Below are 23,580 nucleotides of genomic sequence, written 5' to 3'. Positions count from 1 at the left end.
GACCGGACCGGCCGGGCTCGGGGCCTCGGGCTAGCCCTGCTGGAAGAGCTCGGCCGGGAGCGGCTTCAGCAGCGCGTAGAGGTCGTCGGTGATCGGACGGTCCCAGCTCGCGATGGTGACCAGCACGTTGTCACTGCGGTCGAACTGCACGCAGCTGATCCGGCTCTCGGAGAGCTTGACCTTCCGGACGATGAGGAGGTTGTCGCCCTGCATGACGGGGCAGTCCTCGGCGCCGGTGACCTCGACGTCCTCGTCGTTCTCGAGGGCGTCGAGGAGCTGGGCCACCTCGAAGGGAACCTGCCCCTCGGAGAGGTCACGGGCGGGGGAACCCTCGGGGAGGTTTCCGATGATCATCGCGGGGCCGCGTCCGCCGAACAGGTCGTAGCGGAGGAAGACACCCTGGCAGCTGCCGTCGGGCGCGGGCAGCAGCCCGGCCCCGAGATTGCCCGGCCAGTCCCCCGGGTCCATGGCCAGGACGTCGAAGTCCGGGCCGTCGGGTGTGGCGGCGCGGTGGCGGCGGAGGAAGGACATGCCGCCATGGTACGTGCCCGCCCGCGTTTCCCGGCCCTCCACCCCCACCACGGGCCACCGGCTCCGGCCCCCCGGGGACCGGACCAGATCGCCGGCGGGGCCTGTCAGCCGACGGGGGTCGGGTCGTCTGCCGGCGCGGAGCCGCGGGGCAGGGCGCCGCCGGCCTGGAGCAGCGCCGTCGTGGCGGTGCGCAGCAGGCCGTCCGCACCGCATTCCCGGGCCGCAAGCACCGCCCGGAGCAGTACGTCCGGGTCTCCCCGCTCCTCCCCCAGCGCGGCCAGGGCGAGCGCGAGCTCGTAGCCCGCGGGCGAATCCGACAGCACTGCCACGGCTTCCTCCAGGAGCCCCGGCCGGTCCTGCGGCGAGGCCACCTCAGCGGCCACCCGCAGGGCCTGGCCGATGCCCGACGCGGCACCGAAGGCGCGGGCCCTGCGTACCGCGTCCGCCGACAGTTCCCGTGCCCGCGCCGGATGCTCCGCGGACACCGCACGGGCCAGGTGGAGCCGCCACGGGCACCAGGACGGGTTCTGGATGCCCCTCGGGGAGAGCCTGCGGTCGACCGCCTCGAGCTCCGCCGTCGCGGCCTTCGCCTGGCCGCGGGCCAGCAGGAGTTCCGCGTAGACGGTCTGGGAGTCGGGGAAGACGACGGCCGCCGGGAAGGGCTCCCCGTACTCGTGTTCCCGGGCCAGTTCCCAGGCCTCGTCCACCCGGCCCCGCGCCAGCAGCGTGGTGACGAGGATCGCGATGGCGTACCAGTGCACGGGCGTACGCCGTCCGACGCGTTCGGCGAGGCGCAGGCCGGCCCGCGCCAGCTCCTCCGCCTCCACGAGCAGTCCGCGCCGGTAGCGGATGTACGCGCGCAGGCTGTACGCGAAGGACAGGTGCGCCCCGCGCCAGCCCTGCCGCTCGAACTCGGCGGTGCCGGCCTCGAACAGTTCCTCCGCCCGCTCCGGCCGGTCGGCGTACAAGTGGACCATCGCGACGAGCACGGGGACCTCGAAGCCCCGGTCCTCGTACGCCCAGCTGAACCCGGTTTCGAGGACCCGCCCGGCATGGTGCAGGACCACGTCGACGGGCTCCCCGCGCAGGCAGGCGTCCCAGGCGCGCAGCCCGATGACGTACCGCTCGGTGAGGTCCCGCCCGGTCAGCCGGTCCGCGAGTTTCGCGAGCCGCCGGGAGCGCGCCGGGGAGTCCGGCTCGGCGGCGTTGAAGGCGTCCCACATGAACTGCTCGGACTGCAGGCGCAGCCGGCCGCGTAGGTCCTGGGTGTGGAGGATCTCGCGCGCGAGGCATTCGGAGGCCTCGGCGAGGCGGTCGCTGTGCGAGAGCACCTGCGCCAGCCGGATGACGATGCCCTGGCGCAGCGCCTGGTCCTCGAAGGGCTCCGCGAGGGCGGCGCGCAGGTGGTTGACGGTGTTGGCGGGCTCGGTGAGCAGGGAGGCGCAGCCCAGTTCGTAGAGGACGGCCGCCCGCTCGTCGAAGTCCGGGGGCTCCCGCAGGGCCCGCGCGAGCTGGCGGCGGGCGGCTTCGGGGGCGCCGGCGCGGAGGTTCTCGCGGGCGGCTTCGCGCAGGTTGCGCACCACCCAGGGGTCGTTCTCGGGGTGGGTCTCCAGCAGGTGCCGGGCCGCGGCGGAGGGTCCGAGCCCCGCGTCGACCACGGCGGCGGCGGCCTTTCCGTGCAGGGCGACCCGCAGGGCGTCGGGGATCCCCCGGTACATGGCGGTGGCGATGAGGGGATGGACGAACTCCAGCCCGGCCTCTTCCTCTTCCTCGGCGGCTTCTTCGGCGGCGGCCGACAGGATGCGGGCGTCGCGCAGCCGTCCGGTGGCGTCGATGGCCTCCTCGGTGCCGAGTCCGGCGACCCGGGCGGCGAGCTCCCTGGGGGTGTCGGTGCCGAGGACGGCGCAGGCCCAGGCGAAGCGGACGGTGGAGGGGCCGAGGCTGTGGAGGCGGGCGACGAGTCCGCTGCCGCGCTGGGCGGCGGCGAGGTCGCGCAGGAGCGGGGCGCTGGCTTCGACGGGGGCGAGGCCCTTGTCCCGCACCTTCGCGGCGAGCTCGACGGCTTCGAAGGGGTTGCCGGTGGTGACGGCCCAGGCTTCACGGCAGAAGGCGTCGTCGGCGTGGTCCCCGACGGCTTCGCGCACGAGGGTGGACACGGCTTCGGCGGTGAGCGGTGCGAGGCTCAGCGGCCGGTGTCCGGCGCGGCCGGGCAGCGTACGGAAGGCCTCGGCGTGCGCGGGGAGTTCGTCGGGGCGGTAGGCGACGACGAGGAGGAGCGGGAGGTGTTCGGCGCGCGGGGCGAAGGCGGCGAGCCAGGAGAGGGATTCGGGGTCGGACCAGTGTGCGTCGTCCAGGACGAGGACGACGGGGGCGCGCTGTACGACGAGGTGGGTGAGGACCCAGTCGAGTCCGTCGCGCAGGCCCTGGGGGTCGGGCGGTGCGCCCTGTTCGGCCGCGCAGAGGCCGAGGGCGGGGCCGACGATGGAGTACCAGCTGCCGAGGGCGGAGCGCAGTTCCTCGTCGGAGGTACCGGCCAGCTGGGGCTGGATGAGCTGGCGGGCCACGTGGAAGGGCTGGCTCTGCTCCTGTTCGCCTCCTCGGGCGGCGAGGACGTTGCAGGCCTTGGAGTGGGCGCGGCGGCGGACTTCGCCGAGCAGCGCGGTCTTGCCGAGGCCGGCGGGCCCGGAGAAGGCGAGCAGGGCTCCACCGGCTTCGGGCCCCGGGTCGGTGAGCTGCTCCAGGGCTTCGTCGACGGCGGTGAGCTCAGTGTCGCGTTCGAACATCGTGCGCCTTTTGCGGGTCCGACGGTCCGTCATGGCTGGTATCCCCCAGGCCTGTTCGGGGGATCAGCGTACGCCCGCGCACGTGCACGGGAAGCCCGGTGCGGCAAATCGAGCTGATCTTCTTTCGGGGGCCGCCGGCCGGTCGCCCCGGTGGATCAGTCCTGCGCGGAGCGGGCCGCGAGCGCTTCCAGGACGGCCACGGCCTCGTCCGCCCGCGCGGCGTCCACGAAGAGGTGGTCGTGGTGATATCCGGCGATGACGTTGCAGCTCAGGCCGTGCGCCCCGAGTTCGGTGGCGAAGGCCGCGGTGAGGCCGACGGCGTCCAGGGAGGAGTGGACGCGCAGGGTGATCCAGCCGGCGGTGTAGCCGTACGGGAGTCCGGCCTCGTCGGCGTCCTCCTGGCTCAGTACGAGGGTGAGGCCCTCGGGCTCCAGGACGGAGGCGATGGGCGTGAGCCCGGCCAGCGCCTGCGGGTCGGTGTCCGAGGGGATGGTGCAGAACACGTACAGCCCGTCGTGCAGTTCGGGCCGCATTGCGCTCAGCAGTTTCCGCAGGTCGTTTTCTCCGCTCATGCCGCCACCGTACCGGCCGTCCCGTTATGGCCGGTACGACACCCCGGGTCAGCCGTCCTCGTAGAGCCGCCGGTGCCACCAGGCGCGCGGCCGGCCGCTCCAGTCGGCCCACCCCGCGGGGGGCGGATCCGGGTCCGGGAGGGTGCGGCGGCGAAACCGCGAGTCCAGTTCCCGCAGGGCGCGGCCCAGTGCGGTGCGGGTGAGGGGCGGCAGGGCTCGGTACAGGTCGCCCAGCTCGTCCCGGACGACGGCGACGTCGTCCAGTGCGCAGCCGGGGCAGGCCGGGCACGGGGAGGGGCTCAGGAGCAGGGGGCTGCCGGAGCGGCGCAAGAAGTTGCGGTACCTGCCCAGCAGGTCCGCGACCTCGTCGGCCCGTCCGGGCCCGGCCCAGTGCGCGGCTGCCGCGGCATCGGGCGACAGCCGGTCCACGGGCGGGAGTTCCCGCGCCCAGGCGGGTGGCCGCCGGTCCTCGTAGGTTCCTCGTTCGGCGCGTAGCGCGCCGGGCCGTCTACGCGGCATCGCCCTTTCGGCGGGTGATCGTCATGACGGTCATGATGCCGGGCCCCTCCGGGTCCGGCAAGGACTTTGCCGTGGGGGGCGCCCGGTACGGGGCCCGGCGCACCAGCGGGGCGGCGGCTCCGCGCCCGGTGGTGCGCCGCACGCCCGTACCGTCGGCGCCCCGGGGCTGCGACCGGCAGGTGTGCCGGTCACGGGACTAGTGCCGTGGCCGGGAAGGTTTGCCGGGTCGCGGTGTCCGGTGCGGTGCATCGCAAGGCGGAGGGCCGAGGCTCGTACTGGACGTACTTGCCCGGTCCGACAACGCCGCGAGGTGCCGTGCCGGGCGCCGCGACCCGGTGAACCTTTCCGGTCACAGCACTAGGTCAGGTCGAACTCCCCGCCCCTCGCGTTCAGGACGAACCTGCGCCACTCGTCCGGCGCGAAGATCAGCGAGGGGCTTTCGGGGCGGTCGCCGTTGCGCATCGCGATGAACCCTTCCACGAAGGCGATCTGGACGTCACCCGCCCCCCGGCTGCTCGACTGCCAGTCCGCCTCGGTCAGATCGAGGTCCGGCTTTCCCCAGCCGACCGGCGCCTGCGAAGTCGTGCTCTCTGCCACGTGCGTGCTCCTCCCGGTACTCCCGGTACGTCGTCCCGGGGCCAGGTTAGCCATCGCACGCCGTGCCGCACAGGCCACGGTGCGTCACTCGTGGCCTGTGCGTAACCTCCGCCGGCGCGGCCGTCCGATGCGCCGGCCCCACTGCCCCGCGTTCAGGAGGCCGGCGGCTCCGCTCCGACCAGCCACATCGCGAAGAACTGCGCGCCGCCGCCGTAGGCGTGTCCCATCGCCCGCCGGGCGTCCGGGACTTGGTGCTCCCCGGCCTGACCACGCACCTGGAGGGCCGCCTCCGCGAAGCGGATCATGCCGGAGGCGCCAATGGGGTTGGTGGACAGTACGCCGCCCGACGGATTGACCGGGAGGTCACCGTCGAGCTCCGTGACTCCGGCCTCGGTGAGCTTCCAGCCTTCGCCCTCCTCGGCGAAGCCCAGGTTCTCCAGCCACATCGGCTCGTACCAGGAGAACGGTACGTACATCTCCACCGCGTCGATCTCCCGGCGCGGATCGGTGATGCCCGCCTGCCGGTAGACGTCGGCCGCGCAGTCCTTGCCCGCCTGCGGGGACACGAAGTCCTTCCCGGCGAAGAGGGTCGGCTCGCTGCGCATCGCGCCGCCGTGCAGCCAGGCCGGCGGCTTCGGTGAACGGGCCGCGCCCGCGCGGTCGGTGAGGATCATCGCGCACGCGCCGTCGGAGGACGGGCAGGTCTCGGAGTAGCGGATCGGGTCCCACAGCATCGGCGAGGCCTGGACCTTCTCCAGGGTGATGTCGTGCTCGTGCAGGTGCGCGTACGGGTTCTTCAGCGCGTTGCGGCGGTCCTTGTACGCCACCAGCGAGCCGACCTCGTCGGGCGCGCCCGTGCGCCGCATGTACGCGCGTACGTGCGGGGCGAAGAACCCGCCGGCCCCGGCCAGCAGCGGCTGCTGGAAGGGGACGGGCAGCGAGAGGCCCCACATGGCGTTGGACTCGGACTGCTTCTCGAAGGCGAGGGTCAGCACCGTGCGGTGGACCCGGGCGGCGACCAGGTTGGAGGCGACGAGCGCCGTGGACCCGCCGACCGAACCGGCCGTGTGCACGCGGAGCATGGGCTTGCCGACGGCGCCGAGGGCGTCCGCCAGGTACAGCTCCGGCATCATCACGCCCTCGAAGAAGTCGGGGGCCTTGCCGATGACGACCGCGTCGATGTCCGCCCAGGTGAGTTCGGCGTCCGCGAGCGCGCGGGTCGCCGCCTCGCGCACCAGTCCCGCGATGGAGACGTCGTGGCGGGCGGCCACGTGCTTGGTCTGGCCGATGCCGACGACAGCCACCGGCTCCTTGCCCGTCGTGCTCATGCTCGGTCCCCTTCCAGGACGGCGACCAGGTTCTGCTGGAGGCAGGGGCCGGAGGTGGCGTGCGCGACGGCCCGGTCGGACTCGCCGCGGTGGATGCGGGCGGCCGCTTCGCCGATCCGGATCAGGCCGGCGGCCATGATCGGGTTGGCGGCGAGCGCTCCCCCGGAGGGGTTGACGGCGACGTCCGCGCCGAGTCCGAGGGCCTTGCGCAGCACGACCTCCTGGGAGGAGAACGGCGCGTGAAGTTCGGCGGTGTCCACCGGGGCTTCGAACACGCCCGCGTGCCGGGCGGCGATCCGGGTGGACGGGGAGTCGGTGAGGTCGCGCAGCCCGAGGCTGTGGGCCTCGATGCGGTGGTCGATGCCGGTGATCCACGCGGGCCGCTCGCACAGCCGCCGGGCCGTGTCCCCCGCGGCCAGGATGACGGCGGCGGCGCCGTCACCGATGGGCGGGCAGTCGCCGGTGCGCAGCGGGGCGACCTGGTAGTCGCCCTGCGCGACGGCGCCGGTGAGCTGGGCGTGCGGGTTGGTGCTCGCGGAGGCCCTGCTGCGGGCGCCGATCGCGGCGAGCCTGGTTTCGTCGGTCTCCCCCGCGTCGATGAGGGCCTGGGCCTGCAGGGCGGCCAGTGCCACCGAGTCGGGCCAGAGCGGAGCCACGTAGTACGGGTCGAGCTGGCGGGTCAGGACGTCGCGTACGGCTCCCGGGGAGGACTTCCCGTACGAGTACACGAGCGCGGTGTCGGCCTCGCCGGTCTGGATCTTGACCCAGGCCTCGTACAGGGCCCAGGCGCCGTCCATCTCCACGTGCGATTCGGAGATGGGGGGCCAGGCGCCGACCCCGTCGAGGGTCATGGTGAAGGAGAAGGCCCGGCCGGCGAGGTAATCACTGGAACCGGAACAGGTGAAGCCGATCTCGCCCGCCTTCAGTCCGGTGGCGGCCAGTACTTTGTGCAGGACCGGCATGACCATCTCGACTTCGCTGAGCTCGTCGGTACGGCGCAGGTGGTCGCTCTGCGCGAAGGCGACCACCGCGACCTCGCGGGCGTATCGGGCCATCAGATGAGCTCCTTGTACACGTCGTAGTCCGCGTCCGGCTCTCCGGTGGGGCGGTAGTGGTCGGGGTAGCGGCCGCCCTCGGTCCAGACCGGTTCGACCCGCAGCCCCATCCGCACCTGGTCGTACGGGATGCCGCCGATCCGGCCGTGGAGGGCCAGTCCGGCGCCGTCCAGGGCGATGTGGGCGTAGACGTAGGGGACTTCGATGTCGAGGTTCTTGGCCTTGATGTTGACGATGCAGTACGTGGTGACCGTGCCGGCCGGACCGACCTCGACCCGGTCGGTGGTGGCCACCCCGCAGGTGGGGCAGGCGCCGCGCGGGGGCACGTACACCTTGTGGCAGGAGGGGCAGCGCTCGCCGATGGTCTTCTGTTCGGAGAGCCCGGCGATGTACGCGGTCTGCGCACGGCCGGGGCTGTAGGAGTAGTCGAGGCGGGCCTCGGCGATGATCCCGGTGACGGCGTCCTCGAACTCCCCGCCGTGCGGGGCCGCTCGGACCCCCTCGTCACCTTCTCCGGACTCTGCGGGCTCGAAGCAGGCGATGTCGGTGATCGCCCCGATCCGTTCCCCGGCCCAGCGCACGCGGACCCGCATACCGGTGGCGACCGCCTCGGGCCCGGGGGCGTCGAGGGCGTGCAGGATGGCGGTGTCGGCGCCGTCCAGCCGGACGAGGACCCAGGCGAAGGGCGTGTCGAGGGGCTGGTTGGGTCGCGGCGACGCGTTCCAGGCCCAGGTGGTGACGGTCCCGGTGGAACCCACCTCGACCAGTTCGCGGAGCTCCTCGGCGGTGACGGGGTCGTACTCGACCGGCGGCACCATCACCTTGCCGTCGGCGGTCGTGACCCCGAGGACGACCTTTTCGCGCAGCCCGGTGAGGAAGGCGCTCTGCACGGGGCCGAGGGAGCGGGTGAAAGGGAATTCGACGACGAGGGGGGCCCGGAGGATCTCGGGTGGGGACGCGGCTGTCATGGATGGGTCTCCGATGTGTGGGTTCCGAGAACGGTCGATGGGCAATCTCAGCCCCGCCCGGCGAATCCGGCCCGGACGGGCGATATCGGCCCCGCCGGCGATTGGAGCGCGGGGGTCCGGGGGCTAGCTGGCCCCCGGCAACGGCGCCGCACCCGCGCTACGGACCGGCACCACCGGAACGCGAGCCGAGGCCCGGCCACGGGCAGAGCCGGCTACTCCCGCCGGTACACCGCGGGCCGCTTCTCGGCGAAGGCCCGCGCCCCCTCCTTGGCGTCCGCCGTGTCGAAGATCGGCCACCCCCGCAGAAGCTCCGCCGCCAGCCCCTGCGACTCCGTCATCTCGGCCGTCTCGTAGACGGAGGCCTTCACCGCCTCCACCGCCAGCGGCCCGCACGCGTTGATCCGCTCCGCGATCTCCAGCGCCGCCTCCAGCGCCGTCCCGTCCGGCACCACCCGCCCGACGAGCCCGATCCGCGCCGCCTCCTCCGCCGCGTAGGGCCGCCCGGTCAGCAGCATCTCCAGTGCGTGCGTCCGCGGGATCTGCCGCGGCAGCCGTACCGTCGAGCCTCCGATCGGGAAGAGCCCCCGCTTGACCTCGAACAGGCCGAAGGTCGCGCCCGCCCCCGCCACCCGGATGTCCGTGCCCTGGAGGATCTCCGTCCCGCCGGCCACGCAGTAGCCCTCGACCGCCGCGATGACGGGCTTGCGCGGCCGGTGGTGGCGCAGCATCGCCTTCCAGTGCAGGTCCGGGTCGGCCTTGAGCCGGTCCCGGTACTGGTCGCCCGCCATGCCCTTGCCTGCCAGCGCCTTCAGGTCCATGCCGGCGCAGAAGTCCCCGCCGGCCCCCGTCAGCACCACCGATCGGATCGTGTCGTCCGCGTCGGCCTCCAGCCAGCCGTCGTACAGCCCCACCAACAGCGGCAGCGAGAGCGCGTTCTTCGCCTCGGGCCTGTTCATGGTGAGCACCAGCGTGGCGCCGTGGCGTTCCACGGTCAGGTGTTCTGTCCCACCCATTGCCGTCCTCCCGTCTCAAGACCTAGAACAGGTTGCAGTAGGGGCGGGTGCAGTTCAATAGTTTTCTGACACCCAGTCAGATTTCTTGGACGGTCCCCTTCCTTGTTGGGGTTGGCGACGCTCTAATGACCGCCGAGCAGACCAGCCATGGGATTTTCTGGGTCAGGAGGACCGGTGGAGTACAACATTGCCGACCTGTTCGAGTCGGTCGTGGACGTGGTCCCGGACCGCGAGGCCCTCGTGTACGTGGACCACCCCGGGACCGGCGCCGAGCGCCGTCTCACGTACGCGGAGCTGGACGCGGCGTCCAACCGCATCGCGCACCACCTGCTGGACAGCGGCCTGAAGGCCGGAGAGCACCTGGGCCTGCACCTCTACAACGGGGTCGAGTACCTCCAGACCGTGCTCGCCTGCCTGAAGGCCCGCCTGGTTCCGGTGAACGTGAACTACCGGTACGTGGAGGAGGAGCTGGTCTACCTCTACAACGACGCCGACCTCGCGGCGCTCGTCTTCGAGGGCGAGTTCACCGAACGGGTCGCGGCCGCGCTCCCGCAGACGGCGAAACTCCGTCACCTGATCCGCGTCGGGCCGACCCCCGAGGGCGCCCCGGAGCCCTCGATCGCGCCGGTCGCGTACGCCGACGCCGAGGCGGCCGGCTCGCCGGGCCGCGGTTTCCCGCCCCGCTCCCCCGACGACCTCTTCATCATCTACACGGGCGGCACGACCGGTATGCCCAAGGGCGTCATGTGGCGCGCCGAGGACCTCTTCTTCGCCGGCCTCTTCGGGGGCGAGCCCACCGGCGAGCCGGTGAAGCGGCCCGAGGAACTGGCCGAGAGGGTCGCGTCCAAGGGCGCCGGGCTCACTTTCTTCCCCGCGCCGCCGCTGATGCACGGCACGTCCACGCTGACGTCCTTCATCGCCTTCAACTACGGGCAGCGGGTGGTCATCCACCGCAAGTACGCGCCCGAGGAAGTGCTGCGCACGATCGAGAAGGAAAGGGTGTCCAGTGTGTCGCTGGTGGGCGACGCCATGCTGCGGCCGCTGATCGACGCCCTCAACGGTCCCCTGAAGGGAACGGACCTGTCCTCCCTCTTCAGCGTCTCCTCCTCCGGCGCGATCATGTCGGAAACGGTGCGCGCCGAATTCCAGCGGCTCGTGCCGAACGTGATGCTCCTGAACAACTTCGGCTCCTCCGAGTCCGGCTCGAACGGCCGCGCCACGAACGACTCCAGCCCGGAGAAGGGCTTCCGCCTGGAGGTCAACGAGCGGACGCAGGTGGTCGACCCGGTGACCCACGAGCCCGTGCCGATAGGCGAACCCGGACGCCTCGCGCAGCGCGGGTACGTTCCGCTCGGCTACTACAACGACCCCGTCAAAACCGCCGAAACCTTCTTCCAGAAGGGATCCGAGCGGTGGGTGCTGCTCGGTGACATGGCGACCGTGGACGAGCAGGGCATCGTCACCGTCCTCGGCCGCGGCTCCCAGTGCATCAACACGGGCGGCGAGAAGGTGTACCCGGAGGAGGTCGAGCAGGCGCTGAAGTCCCACCCGGACGTGTACGACGCCCTGGTCGCAGGGGTCGCGGACCCGACGTGGGGCAGCCACGTCGCGGCGGTGGTCCAGATCCGGGAGGGCGCCGCCGAGCCCACGCTGGACCAGATCCAGACCCACTGCCGCACCAAGCTGGCCGGCTACAAGATCCCCCGGCAGCTCGTCATCGCCCCCGCCATCCAGCGCTCCCCGAGCGGCAAGGCGGACTACCGGTGGGCGAAGTCGGTGGCCACGGACGCGGACGCGAACTGACCCCGCACACCACCTGCCGGCGGGCCGGGACCCTGCCGGGTTCCGGCCCGCCGGCGTCGGTCGGGTCGGGCCGGTCGGGCCGGTCGGGCCGTCGGCGCTCAGGCCCCGGTGCGCAGGAAGCGCTCGACGCGGGCCGCGAACCACGGTGCTTCGTCCAGCCAGGGGAAGTGCCCGGCGCCCCGTTGTACGTCGGCGACGCCGTGTGCGAAGAGTTCCGCGAGACGGGCGGCAAGGGCCGGGGAGGGGTTGGTGTCCAGTTCCCCGGCCAGGACCAGCACCTCTGCGGTGACCTGGGCCAGCGCGGCCCGGGTGGCGGGCGGATCGAAGGCGCCGGGGCCGGCGAAGGCGGCGGCCGCCGCGGCGTTCTTCTGGGCCGGGCTGAGGGCCGCGTGGGCGCGCGCCGCCTCGTCCCAGCGCCCGTAGAAGAGCGGCACCGAGGCCGCCCAGTCGGTCTCGTCGGGGGTTCCTCCGGCGGCGAAGGCGGCGAGCGCCCGTTCGTAGGCCGCGATGGCCGTGTCGTAGGGCTCGCCGCCACCGCGCCGGCGGACCTCTGCGAGCCGGGTTTCCGGGGACTCCGTGAGGTCCACCGCCCAGCAGGTCGGCGTGATCATGGCCATCCGGCGTACCCGCCGCGGGTGCGCGGCCGCGTAGAGCAGGGCCAGGTTGCCGGCGGCGGAGTGGGCGAGCAGGTCGACGCTTTCCACGCCGAGGTGGGCGCGCAGTGCCTCGACGTCGGCGACCTGGTGGTCGACCCGGTACGTGGCCGGATCGGCCGGGATCGCGGAGCCCCCGGTGCCGCGCAGGTCGAGCAGGACCAGCCGGCGCCCGGCGGACAGTCCGCCGAGGTCGCCCAGGTAGGCGGAGGCCCGCATGGCGCCGCCTGGGAGGCAGAGCAGCGGCTCCCCTTCGCCCTGTACGTGGCAGGCGAGTTCGGTGCCGTCGTAAGAGGTGAAGGTGAACGTGCTGGTGGAAGGCATGGAGGTCGGCATGGGGGCAATCCCAGCAGACGATCACTCGTTCGAGTAATTGATTTGGCCGCCCGGGTCCGGCAGTCTACCGAATGATCGTTCGGTTGATTCGAACAAGGGGTGGCCGACATGGGTACGTACACGAACGCTCAGGAGGACGGCGAGGGCCGTCGGGAAGCGGGCGCCGCGGACGAGGGCGAGCGGCTGAGCCGGGACGAGCTGGCATCGCTCCAGCTGACCCGGCTGCGGGCGACCCTGAGCCGGGCGTACGACCGGGTGCCCTTCTACCGGCAGGCCTTCGACAAGGCCGGCCTGCATCCCGACGACTGCCGCTCCCTCTCCGACCTCTCCCTGTTCCCCTTCACCACCAAATCCGATCTGCGCGACCACTACCCCTTCGGGATGTTCGCCGTGCCGCGCTCCGATGTCCGCCGCATCCACGCGTCCAGCGGCACCACGGGCCGGCCGACCGTCGTCGGATACACCGAGAGGGACCTGTCCACCTGGGCGGACGTCGTCGCCCGTTCGATCCGTGCGGCGGGCGGCAGGCCCGGCCAGATCGTCCACATCGCCTACGGGTACGGCCTGTTCACCGGCGGCCTGGGCGCGCACTACGGCGCGGAGCGCCTGGGCTGCACGGTCGTCCCCGCATCGGGCGGGATGACGGACCGCCAGGTCCGGCTGATCCAGGACTTCCAGCCGGAGGTCATCATGGTGACCCCCTCCTACATGCTGACCCTGCTGGACGAGATGGAGCGCCAGGGCATCGACCCCCGCGCCACCTCCCTCCGTACGGGGATCTTCGGCGCCGAGCCGTGGACCGAGGAGATGCGCCGCGAGATCGAGGAACGCCTCGCCATCGACGCGGTGGACATATACGGGTTGTCGGAGGTGATGGGCCCCGGCGTCGCGCAGGAGTTCGCCGAGACGAAGGACGGCCTCCACATCTGGGAGGACCACTTCTATCCGGAGGTGGTCGACCCGCTGACGGGTGCCGTACTGCCGGAGGGCGAGGCCGGGGAGCTGGTCTTCACCTCGCTCACCAAGGAGGCGATGCCCGTCGTCCGCTACCGCACCCGGGATCTGACCCGGCTGCTGCCCGGCACCGTCCGGCCGGCCTTCCGCCGGATGGAGAAGATCACCGGACGCAGCGACGACATGATCATCCTGCGTGGGGTGAACCTCTACCCCACCCAGATCGAGGAGGTGCTCCTGCGCATCCCGGCCCTGGCTCCGCACTTCCAGCTCCGTCTGACCCGGCAGGGACGACTGGACGCCCTGACGGTACGGGTGGAGGCGCGCCGGGACAGCGACGCCGGTCAGCGGGCGGCCGCGGCGGCCTCGGTGGTGCGGGCCGTCAAGGAGGGCGTCGGGGTCTCGGTCACGGTGGAGGTGGTGGATCCGGAGACCCTGGAGCGCTCGGTCGGCAAGATCAAGCGGCTGGTGGACCTCCGGGGGGCCTGAGCCGCGCACCGGCCGGCTGACCGCCGCCGGGCTTCCCGGATCGCCCGGAGCGTACCCGGAGCCCGCCCGGAACACCCGGAGCGTCCCGCCGCCGGATCCACCCCTTCGGGGCCACTCGGGGGGCCTCCCGGGAAGCCGCGGACCCATCCGGGTAGGGAGAGAGGCGTGACCTCGATCTTCCGGCGGTTCCACGACCGGCTCCAGGGCTCCCAGGCCGGGCTGGCGTGGAGCCGTGGCCGGGAGATGGAGCTGATGCACCGGGCCATGGGATTTGCCGCCCTCGGCTTCCTCACCCTGGTGCCGCTGCTCGTCGTCGTCGCGGCCGCCGCGCCGGGCAGCGGCTCGGGCTTCGGGCGCTGGCTCGGCCAGGCCCTCGGGGTGGCGGAGTTCTCCCGGGAGCGGGTGGAGATGCTGTTCGGCGCCGCGGACCTCGCGCTGGAGCGGACCACCGCTTTCGGTCTCGCGGCCCTCGCCGTCTTCGGCCTGACCTTCGGCTCCGCCGTGCAGACCGGGTACGAGAAGGTCTGGGACCTGCCGACGGCCCGCTGGCACACCATGTGGCGGCACGTCGTCTGGCTCGCCCTGCTGGTCTGCTATCTCGCTCTGCTGGTCGCCATCCCCGCCCCCTCGGACGACGCCACCGGCACGGTCCTCGGCACCACGGGCGATCTCATCGGCACCTGCCTGTTCTTCTGGACCTCCCAGTGGATCCTCCTCGGCGGCCGGGTCCGCTGGCGCGCCCTGCTGCCCGGGGCCGCGTGCACCAGCCTGGGCCTCCTCGGCCTGCGGGTCTTCTCGCAGTTGGTGTTCTCCCCGCTGATCGCCTCCAACGCCGTGACCTACGGCCCCTTCGGCACCCTCCTGGTGGTCCAGTCCTGGCTGGTCGGCGTCGGCTTCGTGGTCTACGGCGGCGCTCTGGTCGGCCGCCTCTTCCACGAACACCTGGTCCTGCGCCGCCTCCAGGATCAGGACGCGGAGCTTCCGGAAATCGATTGAGCGTGCGATCCCGGCCGTGGTAGTAGTTCGTGTTCGCGAAATGATCACGAGATGGACCAAGGATGGTTGGGCATGGCGCTCGGAGAACTGGTGAAACTGCGGGCGATGGGCCCCGAGGACGCCGCGGCCCTGTGGCGCTGGAACCACGACCCCGAGGTCATGCGGTGGATGGACGACTCGTACGCCCAGCCGGTGGAGCGGGTCCGAACGTGGCTGACCGATCGCCCCCGCAACTCCTACGGCGACCTGCTCCTGGGCGTGGAGGCGCTCGCCGACGGCGTACTCATCGGGCTGGTCGCCCTGCGCGACGCGGAACCGGAGAAGGGCATCGCGACACTCGACGTCTACCTCGGCGAGAAGGCGTACTGGGGCCGCGGGTACGCCACCGACACGGTGCGGACGGTCTGTCGCTACGGGTTCGAGGACATGCGCCTGCACAAGGTGACCCTGACCGTGGCCACCGAGAACCATGCCGCGCGCAAGGCCTACGAGAAGGTCGGCTTCGTCGAGGAGGGCCGCCTTCGCCAGGTCTTCCGCCGCGACGGCCGCTGGTTCGACATGTTCACCATGGGGCTGCTGGCGGACGAACTCCGCTGATTTCGCAGGCTCCGCCGGGGTTCCGCGCCGCCCCCGCTCAGGCGGGGGGCGAGAAGCGGTCGCGCAGGGTGCGCTTGAGGATCTTGCCGCTCGCGTTGCGGGGGAGGGCGTCCACGAACAGGATCCGCTTCGGGGCCTTGAAATGGGCCAGCCTCTCCCGGGCGTAGGCCAGGAGTTCGGCCTCCGTCACCCCGTCGCGCGGGACCACCACCGCCGTGACGGCCTCGATCCACCGTTCGTCCGGCAGTCCGACCACCGCCGCCTCGACCACGCCCGGGTGGGTGTACAGCACGTCCTCGACCTGGCGGGAGGCGACCAGCACCCCGCCCGAGTTGATGACGTCCTTCACCCGGTCCACGACCGTGAAGTACCCCTGCGGATCCCGGACCGCCAGGTCGCCCGAGCGGAACCAGCCGTCCTGGAAGGCCTTCTTCGTCGCCTCCGCGTCGTTCCAGTAGCCCAGGCACAGCTGCGGGGAGCGGTAGACCACCTCGCCGGGCGTGCCGTCCGGAACCTGCGCCCCGTCCTCGTCGACGACCCGCGCCTGCACGTGGTGGACCGGCCGCCCGCACGAGTCCATCCGCCCCTCGTGTTCCTCCGGCCGCAGCACCGTGGCCAGGGGGCCGATCTCGCTCTGGCCGAAGCAGTTGTAGAAGCCGAGTCCGGGCAGCCGCGCGCGCAGTCTTTCAAGGACCGGCACCGGCATGATCGACGCCCCGTAGTACGCCTTGCGCAGGGCGGACAGGTCGCGGACGGCGAAGTCGGGGTGGTTCGCCAGCCCGATCCACACCGTCGGCGGCGCGAACAGGCTGTCCGCCTCCCCCGCCTCCACCAGGTCGAAGATCTCCACCGCGACCGGCGCGTCCACGATCGTGTTCCGCGCGCCCACCGCCAGGTACGGCAGCAGGAAGACGTGCATCTGGGCCGAGTGGTACAGCGGCAGGGAGTGCACCGGCAGGTCGCCCTCCGCCAGGTCCAGGGCGGCGATCGCGCTCTCGTACTCGTGGCAGAGCGCCTCGTGCGTCATCATCGCCCCCTTGGGCAGGGCGGTGGTCCCGGAGGTGTACAGCAGCTGCGCCAGCCGGGAGGGGTCAGCGGAGCGGGCGAAGGCCTCGGCCCCGGCGGGCTCCGCCGGTTCGGCGAGGAAGGAGCCGGGCGCATCGCGCAGCGGGCGTACGGCGAATCCCCCGGGGACCCGTCCGGCCAGTTCCGGGTCCGCGAGGACGAGCGAGGTCCCGGAGTTCTCCAGGATGTACGCGAGGTCCTCCCCGGTGAGGTTCTGGTTGACGGGGACGTGCGTGAGCCCGGCCCGCGCGCAGGCGAGGAAGGCGAGCAGGTAGGCGTCGGAGTTGTGCCCGAAGGTCGCGACCCGGTCCCCCTCGGCCAGCCCGTAGCGTCCGCGCAGCACGGCCGCGCCCACGGAGACGGCCGCGTCGAGTTCCGCGTAGGTCCAGGTCCTTTCCCGGTAGCGGACCGCCACCCGGTCCGGGACGCGCCGCGCGCTGTCGTGGACCAGTCCGTCGACCGTGTTCTTCCGCACCGGGGTCATGGCGGGATCCTCGTCTGCCCGTACGCCCGAGGTCAATGACCGCAGCACCGTGGATGCCCGGCCGGATGCCGTGGGGATACCAAACGGCATGTTGACACGACGTCAGGTGGCCTGCATGAGTGTGGGGGCACACGAGCACCACCCAACCGGTCGGTCGATCGCGCCCGTCCGCAGGCTACTTGGGAGGTAAGTTGCGAGTTCTCCACGGACGCCGTCGCGCCCGCCCGCTCCTCCGTCGTGTCGCCCTCACCGGCGCCGCACTGCTGGCCGCCGCCTCGGCGATACCCGAGGCCGCCGCCCAGGACCGCGGCTCCGGACCGTCCGGCGGCGGCCTCTCCGCGGTCATCCGGTACACCGAGAACGGGATCCCGCACATCCTGGCCAGGGACTACGCCCACCTCGGTTTCGGCACCGGCTGGGCGCAGGCCGCCGACCAGGTGTGCGTGCTCGCCGACGGGTTCCTGACCGTCTCGGGAGAACGTTCGCGGTGGTTCGGCCCGGACGCCGTGCCCGACGGCTCGCTCTCCTCCGCCGCCGGGAACCTCTCCAGCGACCTGTACTTCAAGGGTGTCCGCGACTCCGGCACCGTGGAGAAGCTGCTGGCCACGCCCGCGCCGGCCGGTCCGAGCAAGGAGGTCCGGGAACTGATGCGGGGCTGGACCGCCGGCTACAACGCCTGGCTGGCCCAGAACAAGATCACCGACCCGGCCTGCAAGGGCGCCGGGTGGGTGCGCCCGGTCACCGTCACCGACGTCGCCGCCCGCGGGTTCGCCGTCTCGGTGCTGGGCGGCCAGGGCCGCGCGGTCGACGGAATCACCACGGCCAGGCCCCCGGCCCCGGCCGCCGCCGGGCCCGGCGCGAAGACCGGCGCTGAGTTCGGCGCAAAGGCCGGCGCGGAGACTGGCGCGAAGACCGGCGCGGAGGCCGCGGCCGGCATCGATCCGGCCGCCGCGGCCGAGGCCGCCCGGGAGTTCTTCGACACCACCCGCTACGACATGGGCTCCAACGCGGTGGCCTTCGCCGGCTCCACCACCGCGAACGGCTCCGGCCTGCTCCTCGGCAACCCGCACTATCCGTGGCAGGGCGGCCGCCGGTTCTGGCAGTCGCAGCAGACCATCCCCGGCGAGCTGAACGTCTCGGGCGGCTCGCTGCTCGGCACCACCGTGGTGAACATCGGCTTCAACGAGAAGGTGGCCTGGAGCCACACCGTGGCCACCGGCACCCCCCTCAACCTGCACCAGCTGATCCTCGACCCGGCCGACCCGACCGCCTACCTGGTGGACGGCAAGCCGGAGAGGATGACCGCGCGCACCGTCAGCGTCCAGGTCGCGGGCGGCGCCCCGGTCACCCGGACCCAGTGGTGGACCCGCTACGGCCCGGTCCTGTCCGGCCTGGGCGGCGGCCTCCCGCTGCCCTGGACCACGGCCACCGCCTACGCGCTGGCCGACCCCAACGCGGCGAACCTGCGCGGCTCCGACACGGCCCTCGCCGTGGGCAGGGCCGGCTCGGTCGGCGGCGTACAGGACGCCCTGCGGCGCACCCAGGGCCTGCCCTGGGTCAACACGGTGGCCGCCGACTCGGCGGGCGGCACCCTCTTCACCCAGTCCCAGGTGCTCCCCCGGATCACGGACGAGCTCGTCGCGCGCTGCTCGACCCCGCTCGGCAGGGCCACGTACCCCTCCTCGGGGCTGGCGGTACTGGACGGTTCGCGCGGCGAGTGCGCGCTCGGCTCCGACTCCGACGCGGTCCAGCCCGGTGTCTTCGGCCCGGGCAGGGCGCCGACGCTGCGCGACGCCCCGTACGCCGAGAACTCCAACGACAGCGCCTGGCTGGCCAACGCGGATGAGCCGCTCACCGGTTACGAGCGGATCTGGGGCAATGTCTCCACCCCGCGCTCGCTGCGCACCCGCGGCGCCCTGGAGGATGTCTCCGCCATGGCCGCCCGGGGCGGGCTGACGGTGGCGGACCTGCAGAAGCAGCAGTTCGCGAACCGGGTCCCGGCGGGTGATCTGGCGGCGGCCGACGCCGCGAAGGCCTGCGCGGCTCTGCCGGGCGGTACGGCCACGGGCGCGGACGGCGCCGCCGTGGACGTCTCGGCGGCCTGCGGGGTGCTGGCGGCCTGGGACCGCACGGCCGACGGTACGAGCCGCGGCGCGCTGTTCTTCGACCGGTTCTGGCGGAAGCTGACGGCGAGCACGCCGGCCAAGGACCTGTGGCTGGTGCCCTTCGACGCGGCCGATCCGGTACGGACGCCCCGCACCCTCAGTCAAGCGGCGCCCGGTATCGGGCGGGCCCTCGCCGACACGGTGGCGGAGCTGAGGGCGGCGGGCATCGCGCTGGACGCCCCGCTCGGGGAGCACCAGTTCGTGGTGCGCGGCGGGCAGAAGCTGCCGGTGGGCGGCGGAACCGAGGCCCTGGGTGTCTGGAACAAGATCGAGGCTCCGTGGAACGCGGCGGCCGGCGGCTATCCGGAGGTGGTGCACGGCTCCAGCCACATCCAGGCGGTCGGCTGGGACGGCGGCCGCTGCCCGGTGGCCCGCACGCTGTTGACGTACAGCCAGTCCTCGAACCCCAATTCCCCGCACTCGGCCGACCAGACCCGGCTCTTCTCCCAGGAGCGCTGGGTGAAGGCACGGTTCTGCGAGTGGGACATCCTCACCTCGCCCCAACTGAAGGTCGTCTGGCCGAGCGAGCGGCGCTGACCTCCGCCATCCGTGGGGCCGGCCGCTGCCGGGAGGGCGGCGGCCGGCCGTACGGGGCCGGGGCGGGGCCGGGGCGGGGGCGGGCTCAGGGGCTGACGGCGAGGAAGAGGTACGCGGCCAGCAGCACGAGGTGCACGCCGCCCTGGAGCAGGGTGGCGCGGCCCGGGACGATGGTGAGGGCGCCGACGACGATGGTCAGCGCGAGCAGCACCATGTGGACCGGTTCGAGCCCGAGGACCAGCGGGCCGGAGAGCCAGATCGTCGCCAGCGCGATGGCCGGGATGGTCAGGCCGATGCTGGCGATGGCGGAGCCGTAGGCGAGGTTGAGGCTGGTCTGTACGCGGTCCCGGCGGGCCGCGCGGACGGCGGCCAGGGTCTCGGGTGCCAGCACGAGCAGGGCGATGATCACACCGACCACGGCGTAGGGCAGGCCGAGGTCCGCGACTCCCCGTTCGATGGTCGGGGAGACGGCTTTGGCGTTGCCCACGACGGCGACGAGCGCGACGAGCAGCAGTCCGAGGCTGATCAGGGCAGCGCGGGCGGTGGGCGGTTCGGCGTGCTCGTCGTCCTCTCCGGCCGCGGCCGCGGCGGCGGCCTTCGCGGCCTCCTTGCGGATCCGCTTCGTGTCGACGGGCAGGAAGTAGTCGCGGTGGCGGACCGTCTGGACGGCGACGAACAGGCCGTAGAGGGCGAGCGAGGCGGTCGCGGCGAAGGCGAGCTGGGCCGTGGAGAACTCCGGGCCGGGCTTGGTGGTGGTGAAGGTGGGCAGTACGAGGCTGAGTACGGCCAGCGTGGCGACGGTGGCCAGGGCCGCGCCCGAGCCCTCGGCGTTGAAGACGGCGACGCGGTTGCGCAGGGCCCCGACGAGCAGGGACAGGCCGACGATGCCGTTGCACGTGATCATGACGGCGGCGAAGACGGTGTCACGGGCGAGCGAGGAGGTCTTGCTGCCGCCGTCGGCCAGCAGGGTGACGATGAGGGCCACTTCGATGACGGTGACCGCGACGGCGAGGACGAGCGAGCCGAAGGGTTCGCCGACCCGGTGTGCGACGACCTCGGCGTGGTGGACCGCCGCCAGCACCGCACCGGCCAGGCAGAGTGCCACCAGGGCGACGGCGAGTGCGGGCAGATCGCGTCCCCAGCTGAAGGCGAGCGCGACGAGCGCCACCACGGGGACCATGACGGTCCAGTCGGTCAGGGGGGTTCTGTGCGTTGCCGTACTCATATCAGCCAACTTGCCAGAACTGTCCCGCCTGTGCGCTGCAACAGCCGCCTTCACGGCTCTGACGTGGCACTTCTCACGAAACTCCGGGCGTGGCGGGCCGGCGCCGAAGGGCAGGCCCCGCCGAGTCGGCGCCGTGGCGCCGGCCCCTCGGGGCCGGCCCGGATGTCACATCGCGCGCTCGTGGCCCTCCCAGTACGGTTCGCGCAGCCGTCGCTTGTACAGCTTGCCGTTGGGATCGCGCGGCATCGTCTCGATGAAGTCCACGGTCTTGGGCCGCTTGTACCCGGCGAGTTGCCGCTCGCAGTGGTTGAGGATCTCCGCCGCCAGCGCGTCGCTCGCCGCGAAGCCCTCGGCGGGTTCGATGACCGCCTTGACCTCCTCGCCCCAGGAGGGGTGCGGTATTCCGAAGGCGGCGGCGTCGGCGACCGCCGGATGGGTGAGCAGCGCCGACTCGATCTCGGCCGGGTAGATGTTCACCCCGCCCGAGATGATCATGTCGATCTTCCGGTCGCGGAGGAAGAGGTAGCCCTCCTCGTCCATCAGGCCGAGGTCGCCGACGGTGAAGAAGTCCCCGATCCGGTTCTTCTTCGTCTTGCCCTCGTCCTTGTGGTAGCTGAAGCCGCCGGTGTTCATCTTGATGTAGACGGTGCCGAGTTCGCCGGCGGGCAGCCGCTCGCCGTCGTCGTCGAAGATGGCGAGCTCGCTGATCGGCCAGGCCTTGCCGACGGTGCCCGGCTTCTTCAGCCAGTCCTCGGCCGTCGCGAAGGCGCCGCCGCCCTCGCTCGCCGCGTAGTACTCCTCCACGCACCCGCCCCACCAGTCGATCATTGCCCGCTTGACGTGGTCGGGGCAGGGCGCGGCGCCGTGGATGGCGTGCCGCATGGAGGAGACGTCGTACGCGTCCTTCGTCTCCTGCGGGAGCGCGAGGAGCCGGTGGAACTGGGTCGGGACCATGTGGGTGTGCGTGCAGGCATGGCCGTCGATCAGGCGCAGCATCTCCTCGGGCGTCCACTTGTCCATCAGGATCAGCGGGTGTCCGATGTGCAGGGCCGCGGCGGCGAACTGGAGGACGGCCGTGTGGTAGAGCGGCGAGCACACCAGGTGGACGTTTTCGTCGAACGCGCGGATGCCGAAGATGCCGAGGAAGCCTCCGAGGTAGGTCTCCTCCGGGAGCTTGCCGGGCAGCGGGCGGCGGATGCCGCGCGGCCGGCCGGTGGTGCCGGAGGTGTAGTTCATGACCCAGCCGAGCGTGCGGTCCGCGGGGGCGGTGTCCGGCTGCCCGTCGAGCAGCTCGCCGTACGAGCGGAAGCCCGCGACGGCTCCGACCGCGTAGCGGTGGCTCGCGGGCAGGCCCGCCTCGTCGGCGGCGTCCGTGGCGGCGTCGGCGAACCGCTCGTGGGCGATGAGGACCTTGGCTCCGGAATCGGAGACGATCCAGGCGATCTCGGGGCCGACGAGGTGGTGATTGACCGGGACGAGGTAGAACCCGGCCTGGGAGGCGGCCAGGTAGGCGGTGAGGAACTCGACACTGTTGGGCAGGACGACGGCGAAGACGTCGCCCCGCTGCAGGCCGACGGCGCGCAGGCCGTGGACGAGGCGGTTGACGTCGGCGTGCAGCCGGGCGGCGGACCACGTCTCGCCCTCGGGGGTGACGAGGACGGTGCGCTCGGGGTCGGCGGTGGCCTGGGCCCAGAAGCCGTTGGGGGGCGTGTCGGTCATCCTGTGCACTCCTCAGATCCTGGGACCCGGCCGGCGATACGGGTGATGCGGTCGATGGCGCGCTCGAAACCGCTGGTGAGGTCGTCGAAGACCGCCTGGACGCTGCGCTCGCTGTTCATCCGGCCGACGATCTGGCCGACGGGGCTGCCGAGCAGCGGCTGGATCTCGTACTTCTGGATGCGGGAGACGGCCTCCGCGACGAGGAGTCCCTGCAGGGGCATCGGCAGTGCGCCGGGGCCCTCCGGGTCGTCCCACGCGTCGGTCCACTCGGTGCGCAGCTGACGGGCGGGCTTGCCGGTGAGCGCGCGGGAGCGGACGGTGTCGCCGGAACCGGCGGCGAGCAGCTTCTCGGTGAGGGCGCGGGAGTGCATGTCCGCCTCGGTGGTGGTCAGCCAGAGGGATCCGAGCCAGGCGCCCTGCGCGCCGAGGGCGAGTCCGGCGGCGATCTGCTCGCCGCCGCCGATGCCCCCGGCGGCGAGGACCGGGAGCGGGGCGACGGCCTCGACCACCTCGGGCACCAGGACCATGGTGGCGATGTCGCCGGTGTGCCCGCCCGCCTCGTAGCCCTGGGCGACGACGATGTCTATGCCGGCCTCGGCGTGCCGGCGGGCGTGCTTGGCGCTGCCGGCGAGGGCGGCGACGAGGACACCGTGCTCGTGGGCGCGCGCGATGACGTCGGCGGGCGGGGAGCCGAGGGCGTTCGCCAGGAGCTTGATGGGGTAGTCGAAGGCGACGTCGAGCTGGTTGCGGGCGACCTGTTCCATCCAGCCGGTGATGCGCCAGCCCGAGGCCTCGCCCTCGGGAAGTTCGGGTACGTGGTGTTTGGCGAGGGTGTCGCGGACGTACTCCCGGTGCGCGGCCGGGATCATCGCCTCGATGTCGGCCTCGCTGATGCCGTCGACGGCCTTCTTCGCGGGCATGACCACGTCGAGGCCGTAGGGCTTGCCGTCGGTGTGCTCCTGCATCCAGTCGAGGTCGCGCTTGAGGTCGTCGGGGTCGGTGTAGCGGACCGCCCCGAGCACCCCGAACCCGCCCGCGCGGGTGATGGCAGCGGCGACCGCCGGGAAGGGCGTGAAGCCGAAGATGGCGTGCTCTATTCCCAGTTTTCTGCTCAGCTCCGTCTCCATGGGCGGCAGGATGCCGCAGCCCGGCCGCCGAGGGAAGGGGTTTTCTGATGCAGCGTCAGATTCT

The 23,580-nt window shown here is 72.4% G+C and carries 20 protein-coding genes; 5 read left to right on the top strand and 15 right to left on the bottom strand.

Annotated elements, in window-relative coordinates:
* Window positions 1–30: 30 nt before the first annotated feature.
* The 10 genes from OTB20_RS18250 to OTB20_RS18205 all read right to left on the bottom strand — a co-directional run bounded on the left by OTB20_RS18250 (window position 31) and on the right by OTB20_RS18205 (window position 9,366).
* A complete protein-coding gene (locus OTB20_RS18250; RefSeq protein ID WP_267755649.1) occupies window positions 31–531 on the bottom strand; it encodes a hypothetical protein in 501 nt (166 codons plus the stop codon).
* Window positions 532–635: 104 nt separating this feature from the next.
* The gene (locus OTB20_RS18245) at window positions 636–3,314 is read right to left on the bottom strand and encodes an ATP-binding protein (RefSeq protein ID WP_267818779.1); all 2,679 of its coding nucleotides are present in this window, start codon (window positions 3,312–3,314) and stop codon (window positions 636–638) included.
* A gap of 155 nt (window positions 3,315–3,469) precedes the next feature.
* The gene (locus tag OTB20_RS18240; RefSeq protein ID WP_267818777.1) at window positions 3,470–3,886 is read right to left on the bottom strand and encodes an ACT domain-containing protein; all 417 of its coding nucleotides are present in this window, start codon (window positions 3,884–3,886) and stop codon (window positions 3,470–3,472) included.
* 48 nt (window positions 3,887–3,934) lie between these two features.
* Window positions 3,935–4,405: a hypothetical protein gene (locus OTB20_RS18235; RefSeq protein WP_267818775.1), complete on the bottom strand. Its 471-nt coding sequence runs from the start codon at window positions 4,403–4,405 to the stop codon at window positions 3,935–3,937.
* The gene (locus OTB20_RS18230) at window positions 4,395–4,547 is read right to left on the bottom strand and encodes a hypothetical protein (RefSeq protein ID WP_267818774.1); all 153 of its coding nucleotides are present in this window, start codon (window positions 4,545–4,547) and stop codon (window positions 4,395–4,397) included. The genes OTB20_RS18235 and OTB20_RS18230 overlap by 11 nt, the downstream gene beginning before the upstream one ends.
* 215 nt (window positions 4,548–4,762) lie before the next feature.
* The gene (locus tag OTB20_RS18225) at window positions 4,763–5,002 is read right to left on the bottom strand and encodes a DUF397 domain-containing protein (RefSeq protein ID WP_267818773.1); all 240 of its coding nucleotides are present in this window, start codon (window positions 5,000–5,002) and stop codon (window positions 4,763–4,765) included.
* Between the two features lie 152 nt (window positions 5,003–5,154).
* On the bottom strand, window positions 5,155–6,330 hold the full coding sequence (locus tag OTB20_RS18220; protein WP_267818772.1) for a thiolase domain-containing protein: 1,176 nt from the start codon (window positions 6,328–6,330) through the stop codon (window positions 5,155–5,157).
* Window positions 6,327–7,385, bottom strand: a complete 1,059-nt coding sequence (locus tag OTB20_RS18215; RefSeq protein WP_267818771.1) for a thiolase domain-containing protein — start codon at window positions 7,383–7,385, stop codon at window positions 6,327–6,329. The genes OTB20_RS18220 and OTB20_RS18215 overlap by 4 nt, the downstream gene beginning before the upstream one ends.
* On the bottom strand, window positions 7,385–8,353 hold the full coding sequence (locus tag OTB20_RS18210; RefSeq protein ID WP_267818770.1) for a Zn-ribbon domain-containing OB-fold protein: 969 nt from the start codon (window positions 8,351–8,353) through the stop codon (window positions 7,385–7,387). Before OTB20_RS18210 ends, OTB20_RS18215 begins: the two co-directional genes overlap by 1 nt.
* A gap of 212 nt (window positions 8,354–8,565) precedes the next feature.
* Complete coding sequence (locus OTB20_RS18205) at window positions 8,566–9,366, bottom strand: crotonase/enoyl-CoA hydratase family protein (protein ID WP_267818768.1); 801 nt, start codon at window positions 9,364–9,366, stop codon at window positions 8,566–8,568.
* 174 nt (window positions 9,367–9,540) lie between these two features.
* On the opposite strand from OTB20_RS18205, the gene OTB20_RS18200 reads away from it, so the two are divergent.
* Complete coding sequence (locus tag OTB20_RS18200) at window positions 9,541–11,169, top strand: acyl-CoA synthetase (protein WP_267818766.1); 1,629 nt, start codon at window positions 9,541–9,543, stop codon at window positions 11,167–11,169.
* Window positions 11,170–11,267: 98 nt separating this feature from the next.
* Here OTB20_RS18200 and OTB20_RS18195 read toward each other — a convergent pair whose 3' ends face one another.
* Complete coding sequence (locus OTB20_RS18195; RefSeq protein WP_267818764.1) at window positions 11,268–12,146, bottom strand: alpha/beta fold hydrolase; 879 nt, start codon at window positions 12,144–12,146, stop codon at window positions 11,268–11,270.
* Between the two features lie 120 nt (window positions 12,147–12,266).
* On the opposite strand from OTB20_RS18195, the gene paaK reads away from it, so the two are divergent.
* The 3 genes from paaK (at window position 12,267) to OTB20_RS18180 (ending at window position 15,194) form a co-directional block, all read left to right on the top strand.
* Complete coding sequence (gene paaK / locus OTB20_RS18190) at window positions 12,267–13,601, top strand: phenylacetate--CoA ligase PaaK (RefSeq protein WP_267818762.1); 1,335 nt, start codon at window positions 12,267–12,269, stop codon at window positions 13,599–13,601.
* A 165-nt stretch (window positions 13,602–13,766) separates the two neighbouring features.
* A complete protein-coding gene (locus tag OTB20_RS18185) occupies window positions 13,767–14,597 on the top strand; it encodes a YhjD/YihY/BrkB family envelope integrity protein (protein ID WP_267818760.1) in 831 nt (276 codons plus the stop codon).
* A gap of 72 nt (window positions 14,598–14,669) precedes the next feature.
* Window positions 14,670–15,194 (top strand): GNAT family N-acetyltransferase, encoded by a 525-nt coding sequence (locus OTB20_RS18180; RefSeq protein ID WP_267818758.1) that lies wholly within the window; start codon window positions 14,670–14,672, stop codon window positions 15,192–15,194.
* A 37-nt stretch (window positions 15,195–15,231) separates the two neighbouring features.
* Here the strand turns inward: OTB20_RS18180 and OTB20_RS18175 are convergent, their stop codons facing one another.
* On the bottom strand, window positions 15,232–16,743 hold the full coding sequence (locus OTB20_RS18175; protein WP_267818757.1) for a fatty acyl-CoA synthetase: 1,512 nt from the start codon (window positions 16,741–16,743) through the stop codon (window positions 15,232–15,234).
* Between the two features lie 191 nt (window positions 16,744–16,934).
* Between OTB20_RS18175 and OTB20_RS18170 the strand changes: the two genes are divergently transcribed.
* The gene (locus tag OTB20_RS18170) at window positions 16,935–19,445 is read left to right on the top strand and encodes a penicillin acylase family protein (RefSeq protein ID WP_267818755.1); all 2,511 of its coding nucleotides are present in this window, start codon (window positions 16,935–16,937) and stop codon (window positions 19,443–19,445) included.
* A gap of 85 nt (window positions 19,446–19,530) precedes the next feature.
* Here the strand turns inward: OTB20_RS18170 and OTB20_RS18165 are convergent, their stop codons facing one another.
* The 3 genes from OTB20_RS18165 to OTB20_RS18155 form a co-directional block, all read right to left on the bottom strand.
* A complete protein-coding gene (locus OTB20_RS18165; RefSeq protein ID WP_267818753.1) occupies window positions 19,531–20,670 on the bottom strand; it encodes a calcium:proton antiporter in 1,140 nt (379 codons plus the stop codon).
* A gap of 165 nt (window positions 20,671–20,835) precedes the next feature.
* Window positions 20,836–22,389, bottom strand: coding sequence for an acyl-CoA synthetase (locus OTB20_RS18160; RefSeq protein WP_267818751.1), 1,554 nt, complete (start codon window positions 22,387–22,389; stop codon window positions 20,836–20,838).
* The gene (locus OTB20_RS18155) at window positions 22,386–23,516 is read right to left on the bottom strand and encodes an NAD(P)H-dependent flavin oxidoreductase (protein ID WP_267818749.1); all 1,131 of its coding nucleotides are present in this window, start codon (window positions 23,514–23,516) and stop codon (window positions 22,386–22,388) included. Before OTB20_RS18155 ends, OTB20_RS18160 begins: the two co-directional genes overlap by 4 nt.
* Window positions 23,517–23,580: the final 64 nt, after the last annotated feature.

This window comes from Streptomyces sp. H27-H1 (assembly GCF_026627445.1).
Classification (GTDB): Bacteria; Actinomycetota; Actinomycetes; order Streptomycetales; family Streptomycetaceae; genus Streptomyces.
The sequence above is the reverse complement of the archived record's forward strand: the minus strand, read 5'-3'. Positions and strand labels throughout refer to the sequence as shown.